The sequence below is a fragment of the Streptomyces sp. WMMC940 genome, assembly GCF_027460265.1.
Lineage (GTDB): Bacteria > Actinomycetota > Actinomycetes > Streptomycetales > Streptomycetaceae > Streptomyces.
The window spans coordinates 6,560,001-6,578,362 of record NZ_JAPZBC010000001.1 but is presented as its reverse complement, the minus strand read 5'-3'; the positions used below and the strand labels follow the sequence as shown (position 1 = coordinate 6,578,362).

Sequence of the window (18,362 nt, the reverse complement as noted above, 5' to 3'; positions counted from 1 at the left end):
ATCCGGCCCCCTCCGGCCCACGCCGACAGAGCCGTCCGCATCTGCCCTCGCATCACCCCCTGTCTCTTGAGTGAGAGGCGACCCACCATGCCGCTGCATGTCCCCCCGGCTCCCGCGCCCGCACTGCGCAGCGTCCTCACGGCACTCGGATCCCCCTCCGCAGTCCGCGAGGCACGCACTCCTGCCCTCCGTTCCGTCCAGGGAGCGGTGACCGCCGAACTCCCGCTTCCCGTCCACGTCCTGGACCAGGTGGTGCCGCAGGGCGACCGCAGGCCCCGCACCCGGCTGGCGGGCTGGCGGTTCCTGATCCGCGGCGGCGACCGCGCCATCGCCGCCGCCGACACCATGCTGACCCCGGACGGCTGGGCCTTCTCGCACTTCTTCGAAGGCCCGTACATCGCGTCGACCGAGCGGGCGCTGCAGCAGGCCGAGGCCCTCCCGGGCAGCTACCAGCCACGGTTGCTGTCCGTGCCCGAGCTGTACATGCTCACTCTCTGGCTGCACGGCAACCGCGAGACGGATCCGGCGAAGGGCAAGCCGGCCCCCGCCGACCTGCTGGTGCCGCTCGCTCCCGCACCCCCCGGGATCGCCGCCCACCGGCCGCACCGGGTGGCCGATCTACTGCCGGTGATGACCTCGAGGGTCACTCCCGCGCCCCTGCTCGGATTCCCGGCCTGACCGGAGCCACCGGACACCGCTGCCCCGTGACATGGAGTCACGGGGCATGTTCATGCCCCTTCCGGACTAGCCCACTACGGCCAGTGCGAACCACCCGAAGGGACGGTGCAGTTGAGCTGAACCGCCCGCCGGGGTGACACGTCATTAACAGGTAGGACGAGCTGCCGTGAAATCCCTGCGGATTGACGCCCGTGGGGCAACACTGGGATCGACGACAGATACGGGGGGCGGCCATGAGCACCGCATCGAGCCGCGGGACACTCACCACATCGCAGCGAAAGAACCCATCCATGTGCCAGCACCAGCCACCGTGCCCGACAGCAGACTCCGCCGACCGGGAGGCGGCCCGCCTCGTGGCGCACCATCCGGAGCAGGGCTGGAGCCTGCTGTGCAACGGAGTGCTGCTCTTCGAGGACACGGGCGAACTGCTCCCGGACGGCCAGATCATCGCCCCGCACCGACCACTGCGGATCGTGACGGCGGCCTGAGGCCCGCCGCCCGGTCAGCCGGACCACCCGGCCGGGAGACCCACCCCCGCTCCGTGCCGACGGACCGAGGGGCAACCGACCCACGGACGAAGAGGGCCGGCTCGGAGAGACCTCCGAGCCGGCCCCGACGCGTTCCGGGTGGGTCCCCGGGAGCGCCCTAGCTGTCGTACTCGTCCAGCGGCGGGCAGGAGCAGACCAGGTTACGGTCACCGAAGGCGCCGTCGATCCGGCGCACCGGCGGCCAGTACTTGTCCGTCGCCTCGACACCGGCGGGGAAGACGGCCTCCTCGCGGCTGTACGCGTGCTGCCACTCCCCGCCGAGTACGGCCGCGGTGTGCGGGGCGTTGCGCAGCGGGTTGTCCTCGGCGGGCCACTCGCCGGAGGCGACCTTCTCGATCTCCGCACGAATGGCGATCATCGCCTCGCAGAACCGGTCGATCTCGGTCAGGTCCTCGCTCTCGGTGGGCTCGATCATCAGCGTGCCGGCCACCGGGAACGACATCGTCGGCGCGTGGAAGCCGTAGTCGATGAGGCGCTTGGCGATGTCGTCGACGCTCACGCCGGTCGCCTTGGACAGCGGCCGCAGGTCGACGATGCACTCGTGCGCGACCAGGCCCGCCGGTCCGGTGTACAGCACCGGGTAGTGCGGCTCGAGGCGCTTGGCGATGTAGTTCGCCGCGAGCACCGCGACCTGGGTGGCGCGCTTGAGGCCCTCGCCGCCCATCAGCCTCACGTACGCCCACGAGATGGGCAGGATGCCCGCGGAGCCCCAGGGCGCGGCCGAGATCGGGCCGACGCCGGTCTCGGGCCCGGCCGAGGGCTGGAGCGGGTGGTTCGGCAGGTACGGGGCGAGGTGCTGACGGACGCCCACCGGACCGACACCGGGACCGCCGCCGCCGTGCGGGATGCAGAACGTCTTGTGCAGGTTGAGGTGCGAGACGTCGCCGCCGAACTTGCCGGGCCTGGCGAGGCCGACCAGCGCGTTCAGGTTGGCACCGTCGACGTACACCTGGCCGCCGGCCTCGTGCACCTGGGCGCAGATGTCGGCGACGTGCTCCTCGAACACGCCGTGCGTGGACGGGTAGGTGATCATGAGGACGGACAGCTCGTCGCGGTACTGCTCGATCTTGGCGCGCAGGTCGTGGACGTCGATCTCGCCGTCGTCTGCGGTGCGGACGACCACGACCTTCATCCCGGCCATCACCGCGCTCGCGGCGTTCGTGCCGTGCGCGGAGGACGGGATCAGGCAGACGGTGCGCTGCTCGTCGCCGTTGGCGCGGTGGTACGCGCGCACCGCGAGGAGACCGGCCAGTTCGCCCTGGGATCCGGCATTCGGCTGGATCGAGACCTTGTCGTAGCCGGTGACCTCGGCGAGGCGCTCCTCCAGCTCGTGGATCAGGGTCAGATAGCCCTCGGCCTGCTCGACGGGGGCGAAGGGGTGGATCTGGCCGAACTCCGGCCAGGTGACCGGCTCCATCTCGGTGGTCGCGTTGAGCTTCATGGTGCAGGAGCCGAGCGGGATCATGCCGCGGTCCAGCGCGTAGTCGCGGTCCGCGAGCCGGCGCAGATAGCGAAGCATCGCGGTCTCGGAGCGGTGCGCGTGGAAGACCGGGTGGGTGAGGTAGTCGTCCCTGCGGAGCAGCGCGGCCGGCAGCGTGTCCTCGACCGTCGCGTCCAGCGCGTCGATGTCGCCGTCGACGCCGAACGCGGCCCAGACGGCGGAGACCTGGGCGCGCAGCGTGGTCTCGTCGCAGGAGAGCGACACGTGGTCGGCGTCCACGAGGTGCAGATTGACACCGCCCTCGCGGGCCGCGGCGACGATACCGGCGGCCCTGCCCGGGACGCGTGCGGTCAGCGTGTCGAAGAACGCGCCGTGGACGATCTCGACGCCGCCCGAGCGCAGCCCCTCGGCGAGGATCGCGGCGTAGCGGTGGGTCCGGCGCGCGATCGTCCGCAGGCCCTCGGGGCCGTGGTAGACGGCGTACATCCCGGCCATGACGGCGAGGAGCACCTGGGCGGTGCAGATGTTGCTGGTGGCCTTCTCGCGGCGGATGTGCTGCTCGCGGGTCTGCAGGGCGAGACGGTACGCCTTGTTGCCGTCGGCGTCGACGGAGACGCCGACGAGTCGTCCGGGCAGGCTGCGGGCGTGCTTCTCCTGGACGGCCATGTAGCCGGCGTGCGGGCCGCCGAAGCCCATGGGGACGCCGAAGCGCTGCGTCGTACCGACGGCGATGTCCGCTCCGAGCTCACCGGGCGAGGTGAGCAGCGTCAGGGCGAGCAGATCGGCGGCGACGGTGACGATCGCGCCGAGGTCGTGGGCCTGGTCGATGACCGGCTTGATGTCCCGGACCGCACCGGAGGCACCCGGGTACTGGACCAGTACGCCGAAGACACCGCGCTCGGCGATCTCCACCGGGATCCCGTCGCCGAGGTCGGCCACGACGACCTCCACACCGGTCGGCTCGGCCCGGGTCTCGATCACGGCGATGGTCTGCGGCAGCGCGTCGGCGTCGATCAGGAAGACGCCGTTCTTGACCTTGCCGACCCGCCGGGACAGCGCCATGGCCTCCGCGGCGGCGGTGCCCTCGTCGAGCAGCGAGGCGCCGGACGTGGGCAGTCCGGTCAGGTCGGCGACCATGGTCTGGAAGTTGAGCAGCGCCTCCAGACGGCCCTGCGAGATCTCCGGCTGGTACGGCGTGTACGCCGTGTACCAGGCCGGGTTCTCCATCACGTTCCGCAGGACGACCGGCGGGGTGAAGGTCCCGTGGTAGCCGAGGCCGATCATCGGGGCAAGCACCTGGTTGCGGTCGGCGAGGCCCCGGAGCTCGGCGAGCACCTCGGCCTCGGTGCGGGCGCCGGGCAGCCCCAGGGCCTCGGCGCTCTTGATGACGTCCGGCACGGCGGCGGCGGTCAGCTCGTCCAGCGAGCCGTAGCCGACCTGCGCCAGCATCTTCGCCTGGGCCTCGGTGTCGGGGCCGATGTGGCGCTGCTCGAAGGGGGTGCCTCGCTCCAGCTGGGAGAGCGGAATGCGGTTGGCGGTCATTGCGGAGGCCTCCTGGTCGTAACGACCTGCGAGGGGCACCACGGCGCGGGTGCCCGGACGGCCTCCCCCTCTGTCATCTCAACCTGAGAGCTTCACCGGCACGCCCCGGGGCGTGCCGGCTTTCACCGTCGGTGAGAGCGGATGCCGTCCGACGCCCGCCCTGCTTTCCAGAGTGACCTCGTCCGTGCGGTACAGGGGCCTGAGAGATTCCGGGGAGGATTTGCTCCTTCGGCGGCTCCGGCTTTCACCGGGGCACTCTCCCGCACGGGGTCAGCAGCCGCTGCCAGCGTACCAGCGCGGCCTCACCTGGGACCTTCGAGTGGACGACGCCCCGGATGTGCACTTTCGTAGTGTTCAGCGAACCCGTGCGACCTGTTTGGAGGGACCGTGCAGACCGACATCGATCCGCGCAGCCTGATCGGCCGCAAGGCGTTCGACCGCGAGGGCCACAAGCTCGGGACCGTGGACGAGGTGTACCTCGACGACGCCACGGGCGTCCCCGAATGGGCGGCCGTGCGGACCGGCCTGTTCAGCCGGGACGCGTTCGTACCGCTGGAACCCAGCCGGCTGGAGGGCGACGGCCTCCACATACCGTTCGAGCGCGCCCTGATCAAGGACGCGCCCGACTTCGGTGTCGGCCGCCATCTCTCCCCCGAGCAGGAACTGCAGCTGTACCACCACTACGGTCTCGACCTGCCCTCGCCGCCGGAGGGGCCGACCGCCTCCCCGTCCCCCGGCGACGAGGCCGGAGGGCCCGGCACCGGCTCCGCCGGGGACCGCGACTTCGGGCGGCTGGCCGGCCCCGACGACTGATCCTCCGGCGGACGCACCAGCGGCAGCGGCTCCGAGGGCTCCAGCCCCGGGTCGTCCACCGGGAACGTCCGCACCCGGCCCGGTGCGACCGACCACGGCTCCTCGAAGCGGACCGTGACCCTCCCCAGCCCGCTGCCCTGGACCCATCCAGGGCCGTACTCGGCGTGGTGTACGTCCTGACCGGCGGCCCAGCGCCGGTCCACCACCGGCCGCACGCCCCCGCCCGGCGGCTGCTCCTCGCCCGGCGACGGCTCCCGGGACGGCGCAGGCTCGTCGTCCTGGTCGTGTCGCTCCCCCGCGGCGGCCTGTGCGAACAGGTCCTCCTGCGTGTAGTCGGCGAGACCGCTCACACCCACGCCGAGCAGCCGGACCCCACCCGTGGTGTCCACCGCCTCCAGCAGCCGGGCCGCGGCCTCCCGTACCACCGCGGGATCGTCGGTGGGCCCGCGCAGCGTCTCCGACCGGGTCAGCGTCGAGAAGTCGAACCGCCGCACCTTCAGCACGATCGTCCGTCCCGAGTGCCCGGAGGCCCTCAGCCGGCGCACACAGCGGCCGGCCAACCGCTCGACCTCCATCCGGATGCGGACCCGGTCGTGCAGGTCCACGTCGAAGGTGTCCTCGACCGACACGGACTTGGCGTCCCGCTCGGCGACCACCGGCCGGTCGTCGTGGCCCATGGCCATCCGGAAGATCGCTCCCCCGTGCGCCTTCCCCAGCAGCCGTACCAGCTCGTCCTCGCCCGCCTCGGCCAGGTCCGCGACCGTGGTCATGCCGGCCCGCCGCAGATGCTCGCCCGTCGCGGGGCCCACGCCCGGCAGGGTCCGCACCGGCATCGGAGCGAGCAGCTCCCGCTCGGTGCCGGGCTCTATGAGCACCAGCCCGTCGGGCTTGGCCTGCTCCGAGGCGATCTTCGCCAGCATCTTGGAACCCGCCAGTCCCACCGAACCCGTCAGCCCGGTGGTCATCAAAATGTCCCTGCGCAGCCGCTCACCGGCCTCCCGGGCCGACCGGGAGTCATCCGCCGTGCCGCCCGCCTCGAGGTCCACGAAGGCCTCGTCCAGGCTCAGCGGTTCCACCAGGGGCGAGAGCCCGCCCAGCAGCTCCATCACCTGGTCGCTGACCGTCCGGTAGAGCGAGAAGCGCGGCACCAGACAGGCGGCGTTGGGGCACAGCCTCCGCGCCTGCGCCATGGGCATCGCCGAGTGCACACCGAACCGTCTCGCCTCGTACGAAGCGGTGGCGACCACTCCGCGCGGCCCCAGCCCACCGACGACCACCGGCTTCCCGCGCAGACTCGGCTTCGCCGCCTGCTCCGCGGCGGCGAAGAACGCATCCATGTCCAGATGCAGGATGGTGGGCGCGGGTCTCACGGCTCCGATGCTGCCCTACGGCACTGACAATCGCCCGTACGCGCGTACGGGCCGACCGGGAAGTCCCGACGGCCCCGGGGGTCAGCCGGCGCGCTCGCGGCGGCGCCGGGCCAGCTCGTCACCCGGGTCCTGGCCGATCAGCGTCTCGCCGGTGTCGATGCGCTCGCCGTGCAGCTGCGAGAGCGCCGCCTCGACGTCCCGCCACACGACTCCGACCGCGATCCCGAACACGCCCTGCCCGCCCTGGAGGAGATCGACGACCTCGTCCGGCGAGGAGCACTCGTAGACCGTCGCGCCGTCACTCATGAGGGTCATCCGCTCCAGGTCCGCGAAGCCGCGGGCCCGCAGGTGCCGTACCGCCGCGCGGATGTTCTGCAGGGCCACGCCCGTGTCCAGGAAGCGCTTGACGATCTTGAGGACCACCACGTCCCGGAAGCTGTAGAGCCGCTGCGTGCCCGATCCGTGAGCCGACCGGACGCTCGGTTCGACCAGACCGGTGCGCGCCCAGTAGTCGAGCTGCCGGTAGGTGATGCCCGCCGCCGCGCAGGCGGTCGGCCCCCGATAGCCCACGGTCTCGGGCGTCACATCGGCTTGCGCACTGTCGTGAAGCGGATACGGCAAGCCCTCCGCGGGACCACGCCCGTGAGCACCCGCTGCCGTACCGTCGCCGCTGCTTCTCACGCCGACCTCCGTCCTTGACCTGCCTCCTCGACGGTAGGGAGTCGCCCCGGGTGCGTCAACGATCGCCACACTCGGCACGCCGAGTGATAATCACCCTGAGAGTGGTTTTGCGTGCCCTGTTTCGGGGAATACGTGGCCGGATCCCCGGTGGGACGTCCGACGCACGGGTCCCGACCCGACCGCGACGCCGCTCGTCCCTACGGATCGCGGCGCCGGGCCCGCGGATCACTGGCTGCTGGAGCCGAAGTCCTCGGGCGAGATCTGGTCGAGGAACTCGCGGAACTTCTCGACCTCGTCCTCCTGCTCGTCCGGGATCGCGATGCCCGCGTCGTCCAGAACGCCGTCGCTGCCGTAGATCGGCGTGCCGGTGCGCAGCGCCAGAGCTATGGCGTCGGACGGCCTGGCGCTGACCTCGACGCCGCTGGCGAAGACCAGCTCCGCGTAGAAGACACCCTCCCGCAGGTCCGTGATCCGCACCTCGGTGAGTTCCTGTCCGACGGCCTCCAGCACGTCCTTGAACAGGTCGTGGGTCAACGGCCTGGCCGGCGCCATTCCCTGCTGCGCGAAGGCGATAGCGGTCGCCTCACCCGGTCCGATCCAGATGGGGAGGTACCGATCGCCTCCCACTTCACGCAGGAGCACGATCGGCTGGTTGGAGGGCATTTCCACCCGGACACCCACAACGTCGAGCTCGTTCACACAGCAACCCTAGGACGTGCCCGGCAGGTTTGGGTAGTCGGGTTCCCCCAAGATCGGTGCAAGCCCGCCCGGGGGTTCAGGGCAGACGCACCCCCAGCGCCGTCTGGACCAGCGCGGAGTGCAGCCGGACCGAGAGCGCCGCCAGCTCCTTCGTGGTCGCTTCGGCATGCGCTCTGGTCTGCGGATTGCGGTGCCGGCGAAGCGGTGCGACCACTTGTTCGACCAGGCCGGCCTCGCGGTCGGCAGCCGCCTTCATGGCCCGCAGATGCCTCGGCTCCAGACCGAATCTGCCCAGGTCGGCGATCAGTTTGGCCACCGTCACGGACTCGGCGTCATAGGCGGACTCCGCCGAAGGAGTGATCAGACCGTAGGACTCCCACTCGTCGAGCTCCGCCTCGGTCACTTCAGCGGCGGCGAGCAGTTCCGCCCGGCCGACGCGCGCCGCCGTGGCCGTCTCGGAGGGGAACCCGCCTGGCGCACCGGAGTCCGCCGGCCCGCTCGGGGGCGGCACTGGAGGCCGCTCCCCCCGGGCCGGCGCGTCGAGGTGCTCGCGGATGACCTTCAGGGGCAGGTAGTGGTCCCGCTGCATACGGAGCACCTGCGCGAGCCGCTGGACGTCCTCGACGCTGAACTTGCGATAACCGGACGGTGTGCGCTGCGGCTCGACGAGCCCCTCGGCCTCCAGGAACCGGATCTTGGAGATCGTGACCTCGGGGAACTCTTCGCGCAGCTGACTCAGCACCGAGCCGATGCTGACCAGCCGGTCGCCACCGGCGGTGCCGTGACCGGCACCGCCCGTCGGAGTTCGCCGCATGGAGGTCCCTGAGGTCACATGCCCCGCTGGTTCGCGTAGAAGACCAGCCGGTACTTACCGATCTGAACTTCGTCACCGTTCGCCAGGACGACCGAGTCGATGGGCTCGCGGTTGACGTACGTGCCGTTGAGGCTGCCGACATCGGTGACGGTGAAGGTGCCGTCGGCCGCCCTCCGGAACTCCACATGGCGCCGGGAGACGGTGAAGTCGTCGAGGAAGATGTCGCTCTGGGGGTGGCGGCCCGCCGTGGTCAGTTCGCTGTCCAGGAGGAAGCGGCTGCCCGCGTTCGGCCCGCGGCGCACCACGAGCAGCGCGGATCCGAGCGGCAGGGCGTCGACGGCCGCCTGTGCCTCGGGCGAGAGCGACGGGATGGGCGTCTGGCCGGTGGCCTCCGCCTCATAGGCCTCGATCCCCGAGATGGAGATCGTCGAGGTCGTCTCCGAGGCACGCTCCGCCGGAGCTCCGGACCGCAGTGGCGCGCCGCAGTTGGAACAGAAGCGGCTGGTCTCGGCATTGCGATTGCCGCATCGCGTACACACCGGCATGGACGGATCCTCCTGCCGCGGCTGCCCCGCGGGGGCATGGGATGCATACGGGTCGGGCGTAAACCCTCCACCCGCACTTGAGGTTGACGGTTCCCCGAAACCTATGCGGCCGGGACCGGCAGGGTCAACAGCAGACGCGCCCGGACCGCCGGGAATGTCACCGGCGATCTCGTCCCGGAAGAGCGGACGCTCGCCGCTCTGCTCCTCCTCGTGGCCATGGCGCGGAGCGCGATGGCGGGCGGTGCCGCTGTCGTCGCGTGCGCTCTTGCCGAACAACTTCCCAAACAACTTCACGGGCGATTCCCCTTGACCGAAAAACAGACCCGCCCGTGGGGCAGGAACCCTGAATGAACACACCTGCCGACCCGGACATCCTCACAACGTCCGTACCCTCCGGACAGTTTCCACCACGCAGCACTCCTACGATGCGCCGACCCCCCGCAACCCCTCGTCCATCTCCGGCCTCCCTCGTACGCCCTTGTCTCACTGGGAGGACGACCGAGCGTAGTCAGGCCGTTCCACGGGTCGCAAGGCGTCCACGACGATCTTCTCCGAGCGGGTCACCGAGGCGGTGGCCTGCTCCTTCTCCAGGGTCTGCACCACACCGCCGGGGATGTTCAGCGCCGGCTCGAGGTCCTGCGGCTTGCCGATGACCTTGAAGCGGTACGGAGCGCTGATCCTCTTGCCGTCCACCTCGATGGAACCACCGCCGTCGGAGAAGTAGGAGTCCGCGACGACCCTCACCCCGTTGACCTGGATCGCCTCGGCCCCTGCGGCACGGAGCTCCTGGATCGCGTCGAGCAGCATGTCCGACTCGACCGCTCCGGCACCGTCGCCGATGGTCAGCGTGATGCCCGGGCCCTGTGCCGCCACGGTACCGGCGAGGATGCCCAGCTGCCGCTCCTTTTCCTGTGTCTGCCTGCGCGCCTCTTCGGCCTGGTCCGAGCTGGTCTCCAGTTCGGTCCGCTGGTCCTCGAGACGCCGCTTCTCATCTTCCAGACGCTTGGTGCGGTCATCCAGTTCATCGAGGATGCGCACGAGATCTTCCTGGCGGGCGCCGCGCAGGGCGCTGTTGTCGCTCGTCGACTGGACCTGGATGGCCAGACCCAGACCGAGGACGAACAGCAGGAGGGCCACGACGAGTTGGGCGCGGGAGAAGCGGGGCGGCCACAGCCCGGCCGCCAGTCGCTGCCGCCCGGTCAGCTGCGGCCCGTCGCCGGACGGCGTCGTCGTCTCCGGGCCCTCCTCCGCGGGAGCGCCCGTGCCGTGGACGGCGGTGCGGTCCGTCCCCTCCGACCCGTCGGTCCGGGAGCCTGCGGTCCCGGCAGCGGCGGACCGTGCACCGTCCTTCCCGGATTCCGCCGGCCTCGCGGGGGCCGGGACGGGAAGCGGCCCCGGCTCGGCGGGCACGGACCCGCGTGCGAGGACGGGCGGGGTCGGCGGTGTCCCTCCGGGCCCCTGCGGCGGCGTCGCCCCTGGCGCGCGGTCGCGCGTCGAGGTCGGCGGTGTCCCTCCGGGCCCCTGCGGCGGCGTCGCCCCGGGCGCGCGGTCGCCCGTCGTCCTCGGCGGCCCGTCCTGGGAGTCCGGCTTCTCGCGCAGGGTCTTGTCGTCGTCACTCATCGGCCTCACGCCCGGAAGACATGGCGGCGGATCGCGGCCGCGTTGGAGAAGATGCGGATGCCGAGGACCACCACCACACCCGTGGACAACTGCGCACCGACGCCCAGCTTGTCGCCGAGGAAGACGATCAGTGCGGCCACGACGACGTTCGACAGGAACGAGACCACGAAGACCTTGTCGACGAAGATCCCGTCGAGCATGGCCCGCAGGCCGCCGAACACCGCGTCGAGAGCCGCGACCACGGCGATCGGAAGGTAGGGCTCGACCACCGCCGGCACCTCGGGGCGGAGCAACAGTCCCGCCACGACTCCCAAGACCAGGCCAAGTACGGCGATCACGATGTGCCCTTCCCTGTCTCTGCCGTGCCCTGACCGGCGGGCGTGCCACCGGCGGTCCTCGGCTCTGCGGTACGTACGATCAGGCTCGGTGCGGCCGGCAGACGCACCCGCTCCTGGGCGGAGATGCTGCTCCGGATTCCGAAGTTCTCCTGCAGCGCGTGGAGGTACTGGCCGTCCACACTGTCCTGGAAAGCGGTGCTCAGCTTCTTCCCGTCCCCGACGGCGAGCACCGTGTAGGGCGGCACCAGCGGCCTGTTGTCGACGAGTATGGCGTCGCCGGCGGCCCTGATCGCGGACAGGGCCGTCAGCCGCTGTCCGTTGATCGCGACGGCCTCCGCGCCGGACTCCCAGAGTCCGTTGACGACGCGCTGCATGTCGCGGTCGCGGACCCGTCCGGTGTCGGAGAAGCCGCTGCTCTCCCGCGGACCGCCACCGCCTGCCTCGCTGTCCTTGGCATCGTCGACGACCAGCTTGACCCCTCGGCCGGTCACCTCGGTCGCTCCGGAGAGCAGCGCCACCACGTCCCCCTGGTGCCCGCCCTGCTGCTGGAGCGCCTTGCGCTGCCGTTCGCCGACCTCCTCACGGAGGCTGTCGACGTCCTGCTCCAGTTCGTCCGCGGCCGCGGTCTCGGCCTCGATACGGTCGATGAGCTCTTCGCGTTCCTTCGCCACGACGGGTGCCGATATCCGCGCCTGCGCAGCCCCGAGGGTGACCACCAGCGCCGCCAGCACCAGCCCGGCCGCGAGCCACAGCTTGGCCCGAAGCGTCTGGGGCAGCCGTCCGCCCTCCGCGTCCCTACGGGCCGCCGCCTCCGCGTAACCGTCGTCGAGGCTGTGGTCCATGACGTTGTTCAGCAGCGACATCGACGCATCGGGACGCGGCGGTGAGGCTGTCCTCGGTACGGGGTGCTGCTGCGGCATGCCGCACATCGTCGCACGTCGCAGCCGCTACCGCCGAATGGCCCCACGGTTGTGCCGGGATGCGGACCGCGCCGCACCCCGGCACTTCGTCCTCAGACCGCCGGCACGCTCACTGCTTCGTGTCGTCACCTGCGCTTTCCACGACCGCGGACCACTCGCCGAGGAGCGCCTGGGCGGACGTGTCGTCGGGGCCCTCGGCCCACAGATGGGTGACTGCCTCGGACGGGTCGGGGAGCACGAGGACCCAGCGGCCGTCGGCCTCCACGACGCGGACACCGTCGGTCGTGTCCACGGACCGGTCGCCGGCGGCCTCGACGACCCGGCGCATCACCAGGCCCTTGACCGCCCACGGCGTCGCGATGTCCTTGCGGAGCACATGGGCCCTCGGGATACGGGCGTCGATCTGGCTGAGCGTGAGCTGGGTACGGGCCACCAGGCCGAGGAGCCGCACGAACGCCGCCGGACCGTCGAACACACTGCTGAACTCCGGGATGATGAGGCCGCCGCGGCCGTCGCCGCCGAAGATGGTGGACTCCTCCCGGCACACCCGGGTCAGGTCGTCGGGCGACGTGGTCGTCCACTCCACCTGAGTGCCGTGGTACGCGGCGACCTGCTCGGCGATGCGCGTCGTCGTCACGGGCAACGCCACCTTGCCGCTGCGGCGCTCCGCGGCCACCAGGTCCAGCATGACGAGCAGCGCCCTGTCGTCCTCCACGATCCGCCCACGCTCGTCCACGAACGACAACCGCTCGCCGACGGGGTCGAAACGCACGCCGAAGGCGGCGTGCGCGGACGCCACGATCTCGCCCAGCCGCACCAGGCCCTGCCGGCGTTGCTCGAGCGTCTCGGTCGGCCGCGACTCGTCGAGCCCGGGGTTGATCGTCAGCGCGTCCACGCCGAGCCTGCCGAGGAGGCTCGGCAGTACGAGACCGGCGCTGCCGTTGGACGCGTCGATGACGACCTTGAGGCCGGCGTCCGCGATCCCGCTGGTGTCGACGTGGCGCAGAAGCGAGCCCGTGTAGGAGTCGTAGATGCTCGCCGGGAAGGAGAGGTCTCCGATCTCGCCGGGGAACGCGCGACGGTACTCCTGGCGCGCGTACACGCGGTCGAGTTTCCGCTGGCCGCCCTGGGACAGGTCCGCGCCTCGTTCGTCGAAGAACATGATGTCGACCGAGTCGGGTACGCCCGGCGAAGTGCGGATCATGATGCCGCCGGCGCTTCCTCGGGCCGTCTGCTGCCGGGCGACCGGCAGGGGGACGTTCTCCAGGTCCCGTACGTCGATGGCGCTGGCCTGGAGTGCTGAGATCACCGCGCGTTTGAGGGCTCGCGCGCCTCGTGAGTGGTCACGGGCCGTGGTGACGGTCGCGCCCTTCTTCAGGGTGGTGGCGTACGCGCCCGCGAGCCGCACGGCGAGCTCGGGCGTGATCTCGACGTTGAGGATTCCCGATACTCCCCGGGCCCCGAACAGATGCGCCTGGCCGCGGGACTCCCAGATCACCGAGGTGTTGACGAAGGCGCCGGCCTCGATGGTCTTGAACGGATAGACCCGAACGTTGCCCTGGACGATCGACTCCTCGCCGATCAGGCACTCGTCACCGATGACCGCGCCGTCCTCGATCCGCACGGCGCGCATGATGTCGGTGTTCTTGCCGATGACGCAACCGCGCAGATTGCTGTGGGGTCCGATGTAGACGTTGTCGTGGATGACGGCCCGGTGGAGGAACGCACCCGATTTCACGACCACGTTGGACCCGACCACGGTGTGTTCGCGGATTTCGACGTCCGCTTCGACCTTGGCGTAGTCACCGACGTAGAGAGGACCGCGCAGCACGGCGTCCGGATGCACCTCGGCACCCTCCGCCACCCAGACGCCGGGCGAGATCTCGAAGCCGTCGACGTCCACGTCGACCTTGCCCTCGAGCACGTCGGCCTGCGCTTTCACATAGCTCTCGTGGGTGCCGACGTCCTCCCAGTAGCCCTCGGCGATATAGCCGTAGATCGGCTTGCCTTCCTTCATCAACTGCGGGAAGACATCACCGGACCAGTCCACCGAGACATCCGGCTCGACGTAGTCGAAGACCTCCGGCTCCATCACGTAGATGCCGGTGTTCACGGTGTCCGAGAAGACCTGGCCCCAGGTGGGCTTCTCCAGGAAGCGCTCGACCTTGCCCTGCTCGTCCACGATCGTGATGCCGAATTCAAGGGGATTCGGCACCCGGGTCAGGCACACCGTGACCAGTGCGCCCTTCTCCTTGTGGAACCGGATGAGATCCGAAAGGTCGAAGTCGGTGAGCGCATCTCCGGAAATGACGAGGAAAGCATCGTCCTTGAGCGCCTCTTCCGCATTCTTCACACTGCCCGCGGTACCGAGTGGCTTCTCCTCGTGCGCGTATGTGAGCTCCATCCCCAGCTCTTCACCGTCGCCGAAGTAGTTCTTGACGAGGGAAGCGAGGAACTGGACGGTAACGACCGTCTCAGTGAGCCCGTGCCGCTTGAGCAGGCGCAGCACATGCTCCATGATCGGCCTGTTGACCACCGGCAGCAGTGGCTTGGGCATGCTCGAGGTCATGGGGCGAAGTCGTGTTCCTTCGCCACCAGCCATCACGACGGCCTTCATGTCGGAAGCGTCCTCCTTGAAGAGACGACGGTCCAGCCGACTTCACCCGTCCGGGCAGGCCCCTCTCCAGTTCTCATGCGGACCGGTGGGACTCTGCACAGCTCTGTGCATACGGCTCAATCGGCCACGGCGTCAGCCTTGACGAGTCGGCGGACCTGGACCACATAGAGGATCCCTGCCCACCAATACAGAGTTGTACCCCATCCTGCGAACGCCCATCCGAAGACTTCGGCGAGTGACGCGAGCCACCCTTCTCCGTCGCTGAGCAGCAGGAGCGGGAACGCATACATCAAGTTGAAGGTAGCCGCCTTGCCCAGAAAGTTCACCTGGGGAGGCGGATAGCCGTGCCGGCGCAGGATTCCCACCATCACGAGGAGCATCAGGTCCCGTGCCAAAAGTGCCGCGGTCAACCAAAGGGGCAGGATCCCCCGCCAGGTCAGGCCCACGAGGGTGGAGAGGATGTAGAGCCGGTCAGCGGCGGGGTCGAGGATCCGGCCCAGGCTGCTGACCTGGTTCCATCGACGGGCGAGCTTGCCGTCGAGATAGTCACTGACGCCACTCAGCGCCAGCACGAGCAGCGCCCAGCCGTCGACCTTCGGGCCACCGAACTCCGGCAGGAGGATCAGCCACAGGAACAGCGGCACGCCGAGCAGGCGGGCCATACTGAGGATGTTGGGGATGGTGAGTACCCGGTCGGTCTGAACGCGGGTCTCCTGGACCTCCACCCGGGGGCCTCCTGCCGAACGTACCAACGATGCCTCCTGACCTTACCGTCAGCAGGATGAGCGATGTACACAGGGGTGTCGGGTCGCTCAGGCCCAATCTGCCCCTGCCTCCCCGGAACGCGGAAAAGCCCCGGACCGTCTCGGCCCGGGGCTTTCCCAGTAAAATTTGTTCGGCGGTGTCCTACTCTCCCACAGGGTCCCCCCTGCAGTACCATCGGCGCTGAAAGGCTTAGCTTCCGGGTTCGGAATGTAACCGGGCGTTTCCCTAACGCTATGACCACCGAAACTCTATGAAGATGTCGAACCCGACCGACCATCCACATGGTCCCGGCATGTTCGTTACTTCAGAACTGACACAGTGGACGCGAGCAACTGAGGACAAGCCCTCGGCCTATTAGTACCGGTCAACTCCACCAGTCACCTGGCTTCCATATCCGGCCTATCAACCCAGTCGTCTACTGGGAGCCTTACCCCATCAAGTGGGTGGGAGTCCTCATCTCGAAGCAGGCTTCCCGCTTAGATGCTTTCAGCGGTTATCCCTCCCGAACGTAGCCAACCAGCCATGCCCTTGGCAGGACAACTGGCACACCAGAGGTTCGTCCGTCCCGGTCCTCTCGTACTAGGGACAGCCCTTCTCAAGACTCCTACGCGCACAGCGGATAGGGACCGAACTGTCTCACGACGTTCTAAACCCAGCTCGCGTACCGCTTTAATGGGCGAACAGCCCAACCCTTGGGACCGACTCCAGCCCCAGGATGCGACGAGCCGACATCGAGGTGCCAAACCATCCCGTCGATATGGACTCTTGGGGAAGATCAGCCTGTTATCCCCGGGGTACCTTTTATCCGTTGAGCGACGGCGCTTCCACAAGCCACCGCCGGATCACTAGTCCCGACTTTCGTCCCTGCTCGACCCGTCGGTCTCACAGTCAAGCTCCCTTGTGCACTTACACTCAACACCTGATTGCCAACCAGGCTGAGGGAACCTTTGGGCGCCTCCGTTACCCTTTGGGAGGCAACCGCCCCAGTTAAACTACCCATCAGACACTGTCCCTGATCCGGATCACGGACCCAGGTTAGACATTCAGCACGACCAGAGTGGTATTTCAACGACGACTCCACCTGAACTGGCGTCCAAGCTTCACAGTCTCCCACCTATCCTACACAAGCCGAACCGAACACCAATATCAAACTGTAGTAAAGGTCCCGGGGTCTTTCCGTCCTGCTGCGCGAAACGAGCATCTTTACTCGTAGTGCAATTTCACCGGGCCTATGGTTGAGACAGTCGAGAAGTCGTTACGCCATTCGTGCAGGTCGGAACTTACCCGACAAGGAATTTCGCTACCTTAGGATGGTTATAGTTACCACCGCCGTTTACTGGCGCTTAAGTTCTCAGCTTCGCCCCACCGAAATGGAGCTAACCGGTCCCCTTAACGTTCCAGCACCGGGCAGGCGTCAGTCCGTATACATCGCCTTACGGCTTCGCACGGACCTGTGTTTTTAGTAAACAGTCGCTTCTCGCTGGTCTCTGCGGCCACACCCAGCTCACACTGCAAGAGTGATCACCAGACGTGGCCCCCCTTCTCCCGAAGTTACGGGGGCATTTTGCCGAGTTCCTTAACCATAGTTCACCCGAACGCCTCGGTATTCTCTACCTGACCACCTGAGTCGGTTTAGGGTACGGGCCGCCATGAAACTCGCTAGAGGCTTTTCTCGACAGCATAGGATCATCCACTTCACCACAATCGGCTCGGCATCAGGTCTCAGACACATGTCACGCGGATTTGCCTACGCGACGTCCTACACCCTTACCCCGGGACAACCACCGCCCGGGCTGGACTACCTTCCTGCGTCACCCCATCACTTACCTACTACCACCTTGGGTCAGCGGCTCCACCACTCCGACCTCGTCCGAAGACTCAGCCGACGGCTTCACGGCCTTAGCATTAATGGGCTCGATACTGGGCGTTTCAAAGCGGGTACCGGAATATCAACCGGTTGTCCATCGACTACGCCTGTCGGCCTCGCCTTAGGTCCCGACTTACCCTGGGCAGATCAGCTTGACCCAGGAACCCTTAGTCAATCGGCGCACACGTTTCCCACGTGTGTATCGCTACTCATGCCTGCATTCTCACTCGTGAACCGTCCACAACTCGCTTCCACGGCTGCTTCACCCGGCACACGACGCTCCCCTACCCATCACGATCCCCGTTGGGGGTACATATCGCAATGACACGACTTCGGCGGTACGCTTGAGCCCCGCTACATTGTCGGCGCGGAATCACTTGACCAGTGAGCTATTACGCACTCTTTCAAGGGTGGCTGCTTCTAAGCCAACCTCCTGGTTGTCTCTGCGACTCCACATCCTTTCCCACTTAGCGTACGCTTAGGGGCCTTAGTCGATGCTCTGGGCTGTTTCCCTCTCGACCATGGAGCTTATCCCCCACAGTCTCACTGCCGCGCTCTCACTTACCGGCATTCGGAGTTTGGCTAAGGTCAGTAACCCGGTAGGGCCCATCGCCTATCCAGTGCTCTACCTCCGGCAAGAAACACACGACGCTGCACCTAAATGCATTTCGGGGAGAACCAGCTATCACGGAGTTTGATTGGCCTTTCACCCCTAACCACAGGTCATCCCCCAGGTTTTCAACCCTGGTGGGTTCGGTCCTCCACGAAGTCTTACCTCCGCTTCAACCTGCCCATGGCTAGATCACTCCGCTTCGGGTCTAGAGCGTGCAACTCAACCGCCCTGTTCGGACTCGCTTTCGCTACGGCTTCCCCACACGGGTTAACCTCGCTACACACCGCTAACTCGCAGGCTCATTCTTCAAAAGGCACGCAGTCACGAGACGCACCCAAAGGCACGCCCGACGCTCCCACGGCTTGTAGGCACACGGTTTCAGGTACTATTTCACTCCGCTCCCGCGGTACTTTTCACCATTCCCTCACGGTACTATCCGCTATCGGTCACCAGGGAATATTTAGGCTTAGCGGGTGGTCCCGCCAGATTCA

General features: G+C 68.1%; 12 protein-coding genes, 2 rRNA genes, 2 pseudogenes and 1 riboswitch (1 of these 17 only partly in view). Of the genes and pseudogenes, 3 read left to right on the top strand and 13 right to left on the bottom strand.

Going from position 1 to position 18,362, the window contains the following annotated elements; translation table 11 throughout:
• The first annotated feature begins 87 nt into the window (after positions 1–87).
• On the top strand, positions 88–678 hold the full coding sequence (locus O7595_RS29020; RefSeq protein WP_269731527.1) for a hypothetical protein: 591 nt from the start codon (positions 88–90) through the stop codon (positions 676–678).
• Positions 679–968: 290 nt separating this feature from the next.
• Complete coding sequence (locus O7595_RS29015) at positions 969–1,166, top strand: DUF5999 family protein (protein ID WP_093654310.1); 198 nt, start codon at positions 969–971, stop codon at positions 1,164–1,166.
• A gap of 157 nt (positions 1,167–1,323) precedes the next feature.
• On the opposite strand, the gene gcvP is transcribed toward O7595_RS29015, so the two are convergent.
• Complete coding sequence (gene gcvP, locus O7595_RS29010) at positions 1,324–4,209, bottom strand: aminomethyl-transferring glycine dehydrogenase (protein ID WP_269731525.1); 2,886 nt, start codon at positions 4,207–4,209, stop codon at positions 1,324–1,326.
• Positions 4,210–4,386: 177 nt separating this feature from the next.
• A riboswitch (glycine riboswitch) is annotated at positions 4,387–4,482 on the bottom strand.
• A gap of 114 nt (positions 4,483–4,596) precedes the next feature.
• Between gcvP and O7595_RS33970 the strand changes: the two are divergent.
• Positions 4,597–4,743, top strand: a pseudogene (locus O7595_RS33970) (PRC-barrel domain-containing protein); the annotation flags it as partial.
• Between the two features lie 146 nt (positions 4,744–4,889).
• Here O7595_RS33970 and O7595_RS29000 read toward each other — a convergent pair.
• From O7595_RS29000 to O7595_RS28945, 12 genes and pseudogenes are all read right to left on the bottom strand, one after another.
• Entirely contained in the window at positions 4,890–6,392 is a 1,503-nt protein-coding gene (locus tag O7595_RS29000) for a DNA polymerase IV (RefSeq protein ID WP_269731524.1), read from the bottom strand.
• A gap of 81 nt (positions 6,393–6,473) precedes the next feature.
• Entirely contained in the window at positions 6,474–7,073 is a 600-nt protein-coding gene (locus O7595_RS28995) for a MerR family transcriptional regulator (protein WP_269731523.1), read from the bottom strand.
• 225 nt (positions 7,074–7,298) lie between these two features.
• Positions 7,299–7,772 (bottom strand): bifunctional nuclease family protein, encoded by a 474-nt coding sequence (locus tag O7595_RS28990; protein WP_026281837.1) that lies wholly within the window; start codon positions 7,770–7,772, stop codon positions 7,299–7,301.
• A gap of 76 nt (positions 7,773–7,848) precedes the next feature.
• Positions 7,849–8,586, bottom strand: a complete 738-nt coding sequence (ftsR, locus tag O7595_RS28985; RefSeq protein WP_269731522.1) for a transcriptional regulator FtsR — start codon at positions 8,584–8,586, stop codon at positions 7,849–7,851.
• Between the two features lie 14 nt (positions 8,587–8,600).
• Positions 8,601–9,532, bottom strand: a pseudogene (locus O7595_RS33725) (FHA domain-containing protein).
• A gap of 82 nt (positions 9,533–9,614) precedes the next feature.
• Positions 9,615–10,541 carry a DUF881 domain-containing protein gene (locus O7595_RS28975; protein ID WP_269732671.1) on the bottom strand — a complete coding sequence of 309 codons (927 nt, stop codon included), beginning with the start codon at positions 10,539–10,541 and terminating at the stop codon, positions 9,615–9,617.
• 215 nt (positions 10,542–10,756) lie between these two features.
• Positions 10,757–11,089 carry a small basic family protein gene (locus tag O7595_RS28970; protein ID WP_017948521.1) on the bottom strand — a complete coding sequence of 111 codons (333 nt, stop codon included), beginning with the start codon at positions 11,087–11,089 and terminating at the stop codon, positions 10,757–10,759.
• The gene (locus tag O7595_RS28965) at positions 11,086–12,009 is read right to left on the bottom strand and encodes a DUF881 domain-containing protein (RefSeq protein WP_269731520.1); all 924 of its coding nucleotides are present in this window, start codon (positions 12,007–12,009) and stop codon (positions 11,086–11,088) included. Before O7595_RS28965 ends, O7595_RS28970 begins: the two co-directional genes overlap by 4 nt.
• Positions 12,010–12,118: 109 nt before the next feature.
• Positions 12,119–14,626, bottom strand: a complete 2,508-nt coding sequence (locus O7595_RS28960) for a mannose-1-phosphate guanyltransferase (RefSeq protein WP_269731519.1) — start codon at positions 14,624–14,626, stop codon at positions 12,119–12,121.
• A gap of 116 nt (positions 14,627–14,742) precedes the next feature.
• Positions 14,743–15,351, bottom strand: coding sequence for a CDP-alcohol phosphatidyltransferase family protein (locus O7595_RS28955; protein ID WP_269731518.1), 609 nt, complete (start codon positions 15,349–15,351; stop codon positions 14,743–14,745).
• A 168-nt stretch (positions 15,352–15,519) separates the two neighbouring features.
• Positions 15,520–15,636, bottom strand: a 5S ribosomal RNA gene (gene rrf, locus O7595_RS28950).
• A gap of 89 nt (positions 15,637–15,725) precedes the next feature.
• Positions 15,726–18,362 (bottom strand): 23S ribosomal RNA (locus O7595_RS28945) (it continues 486 nt past the right edge of the window).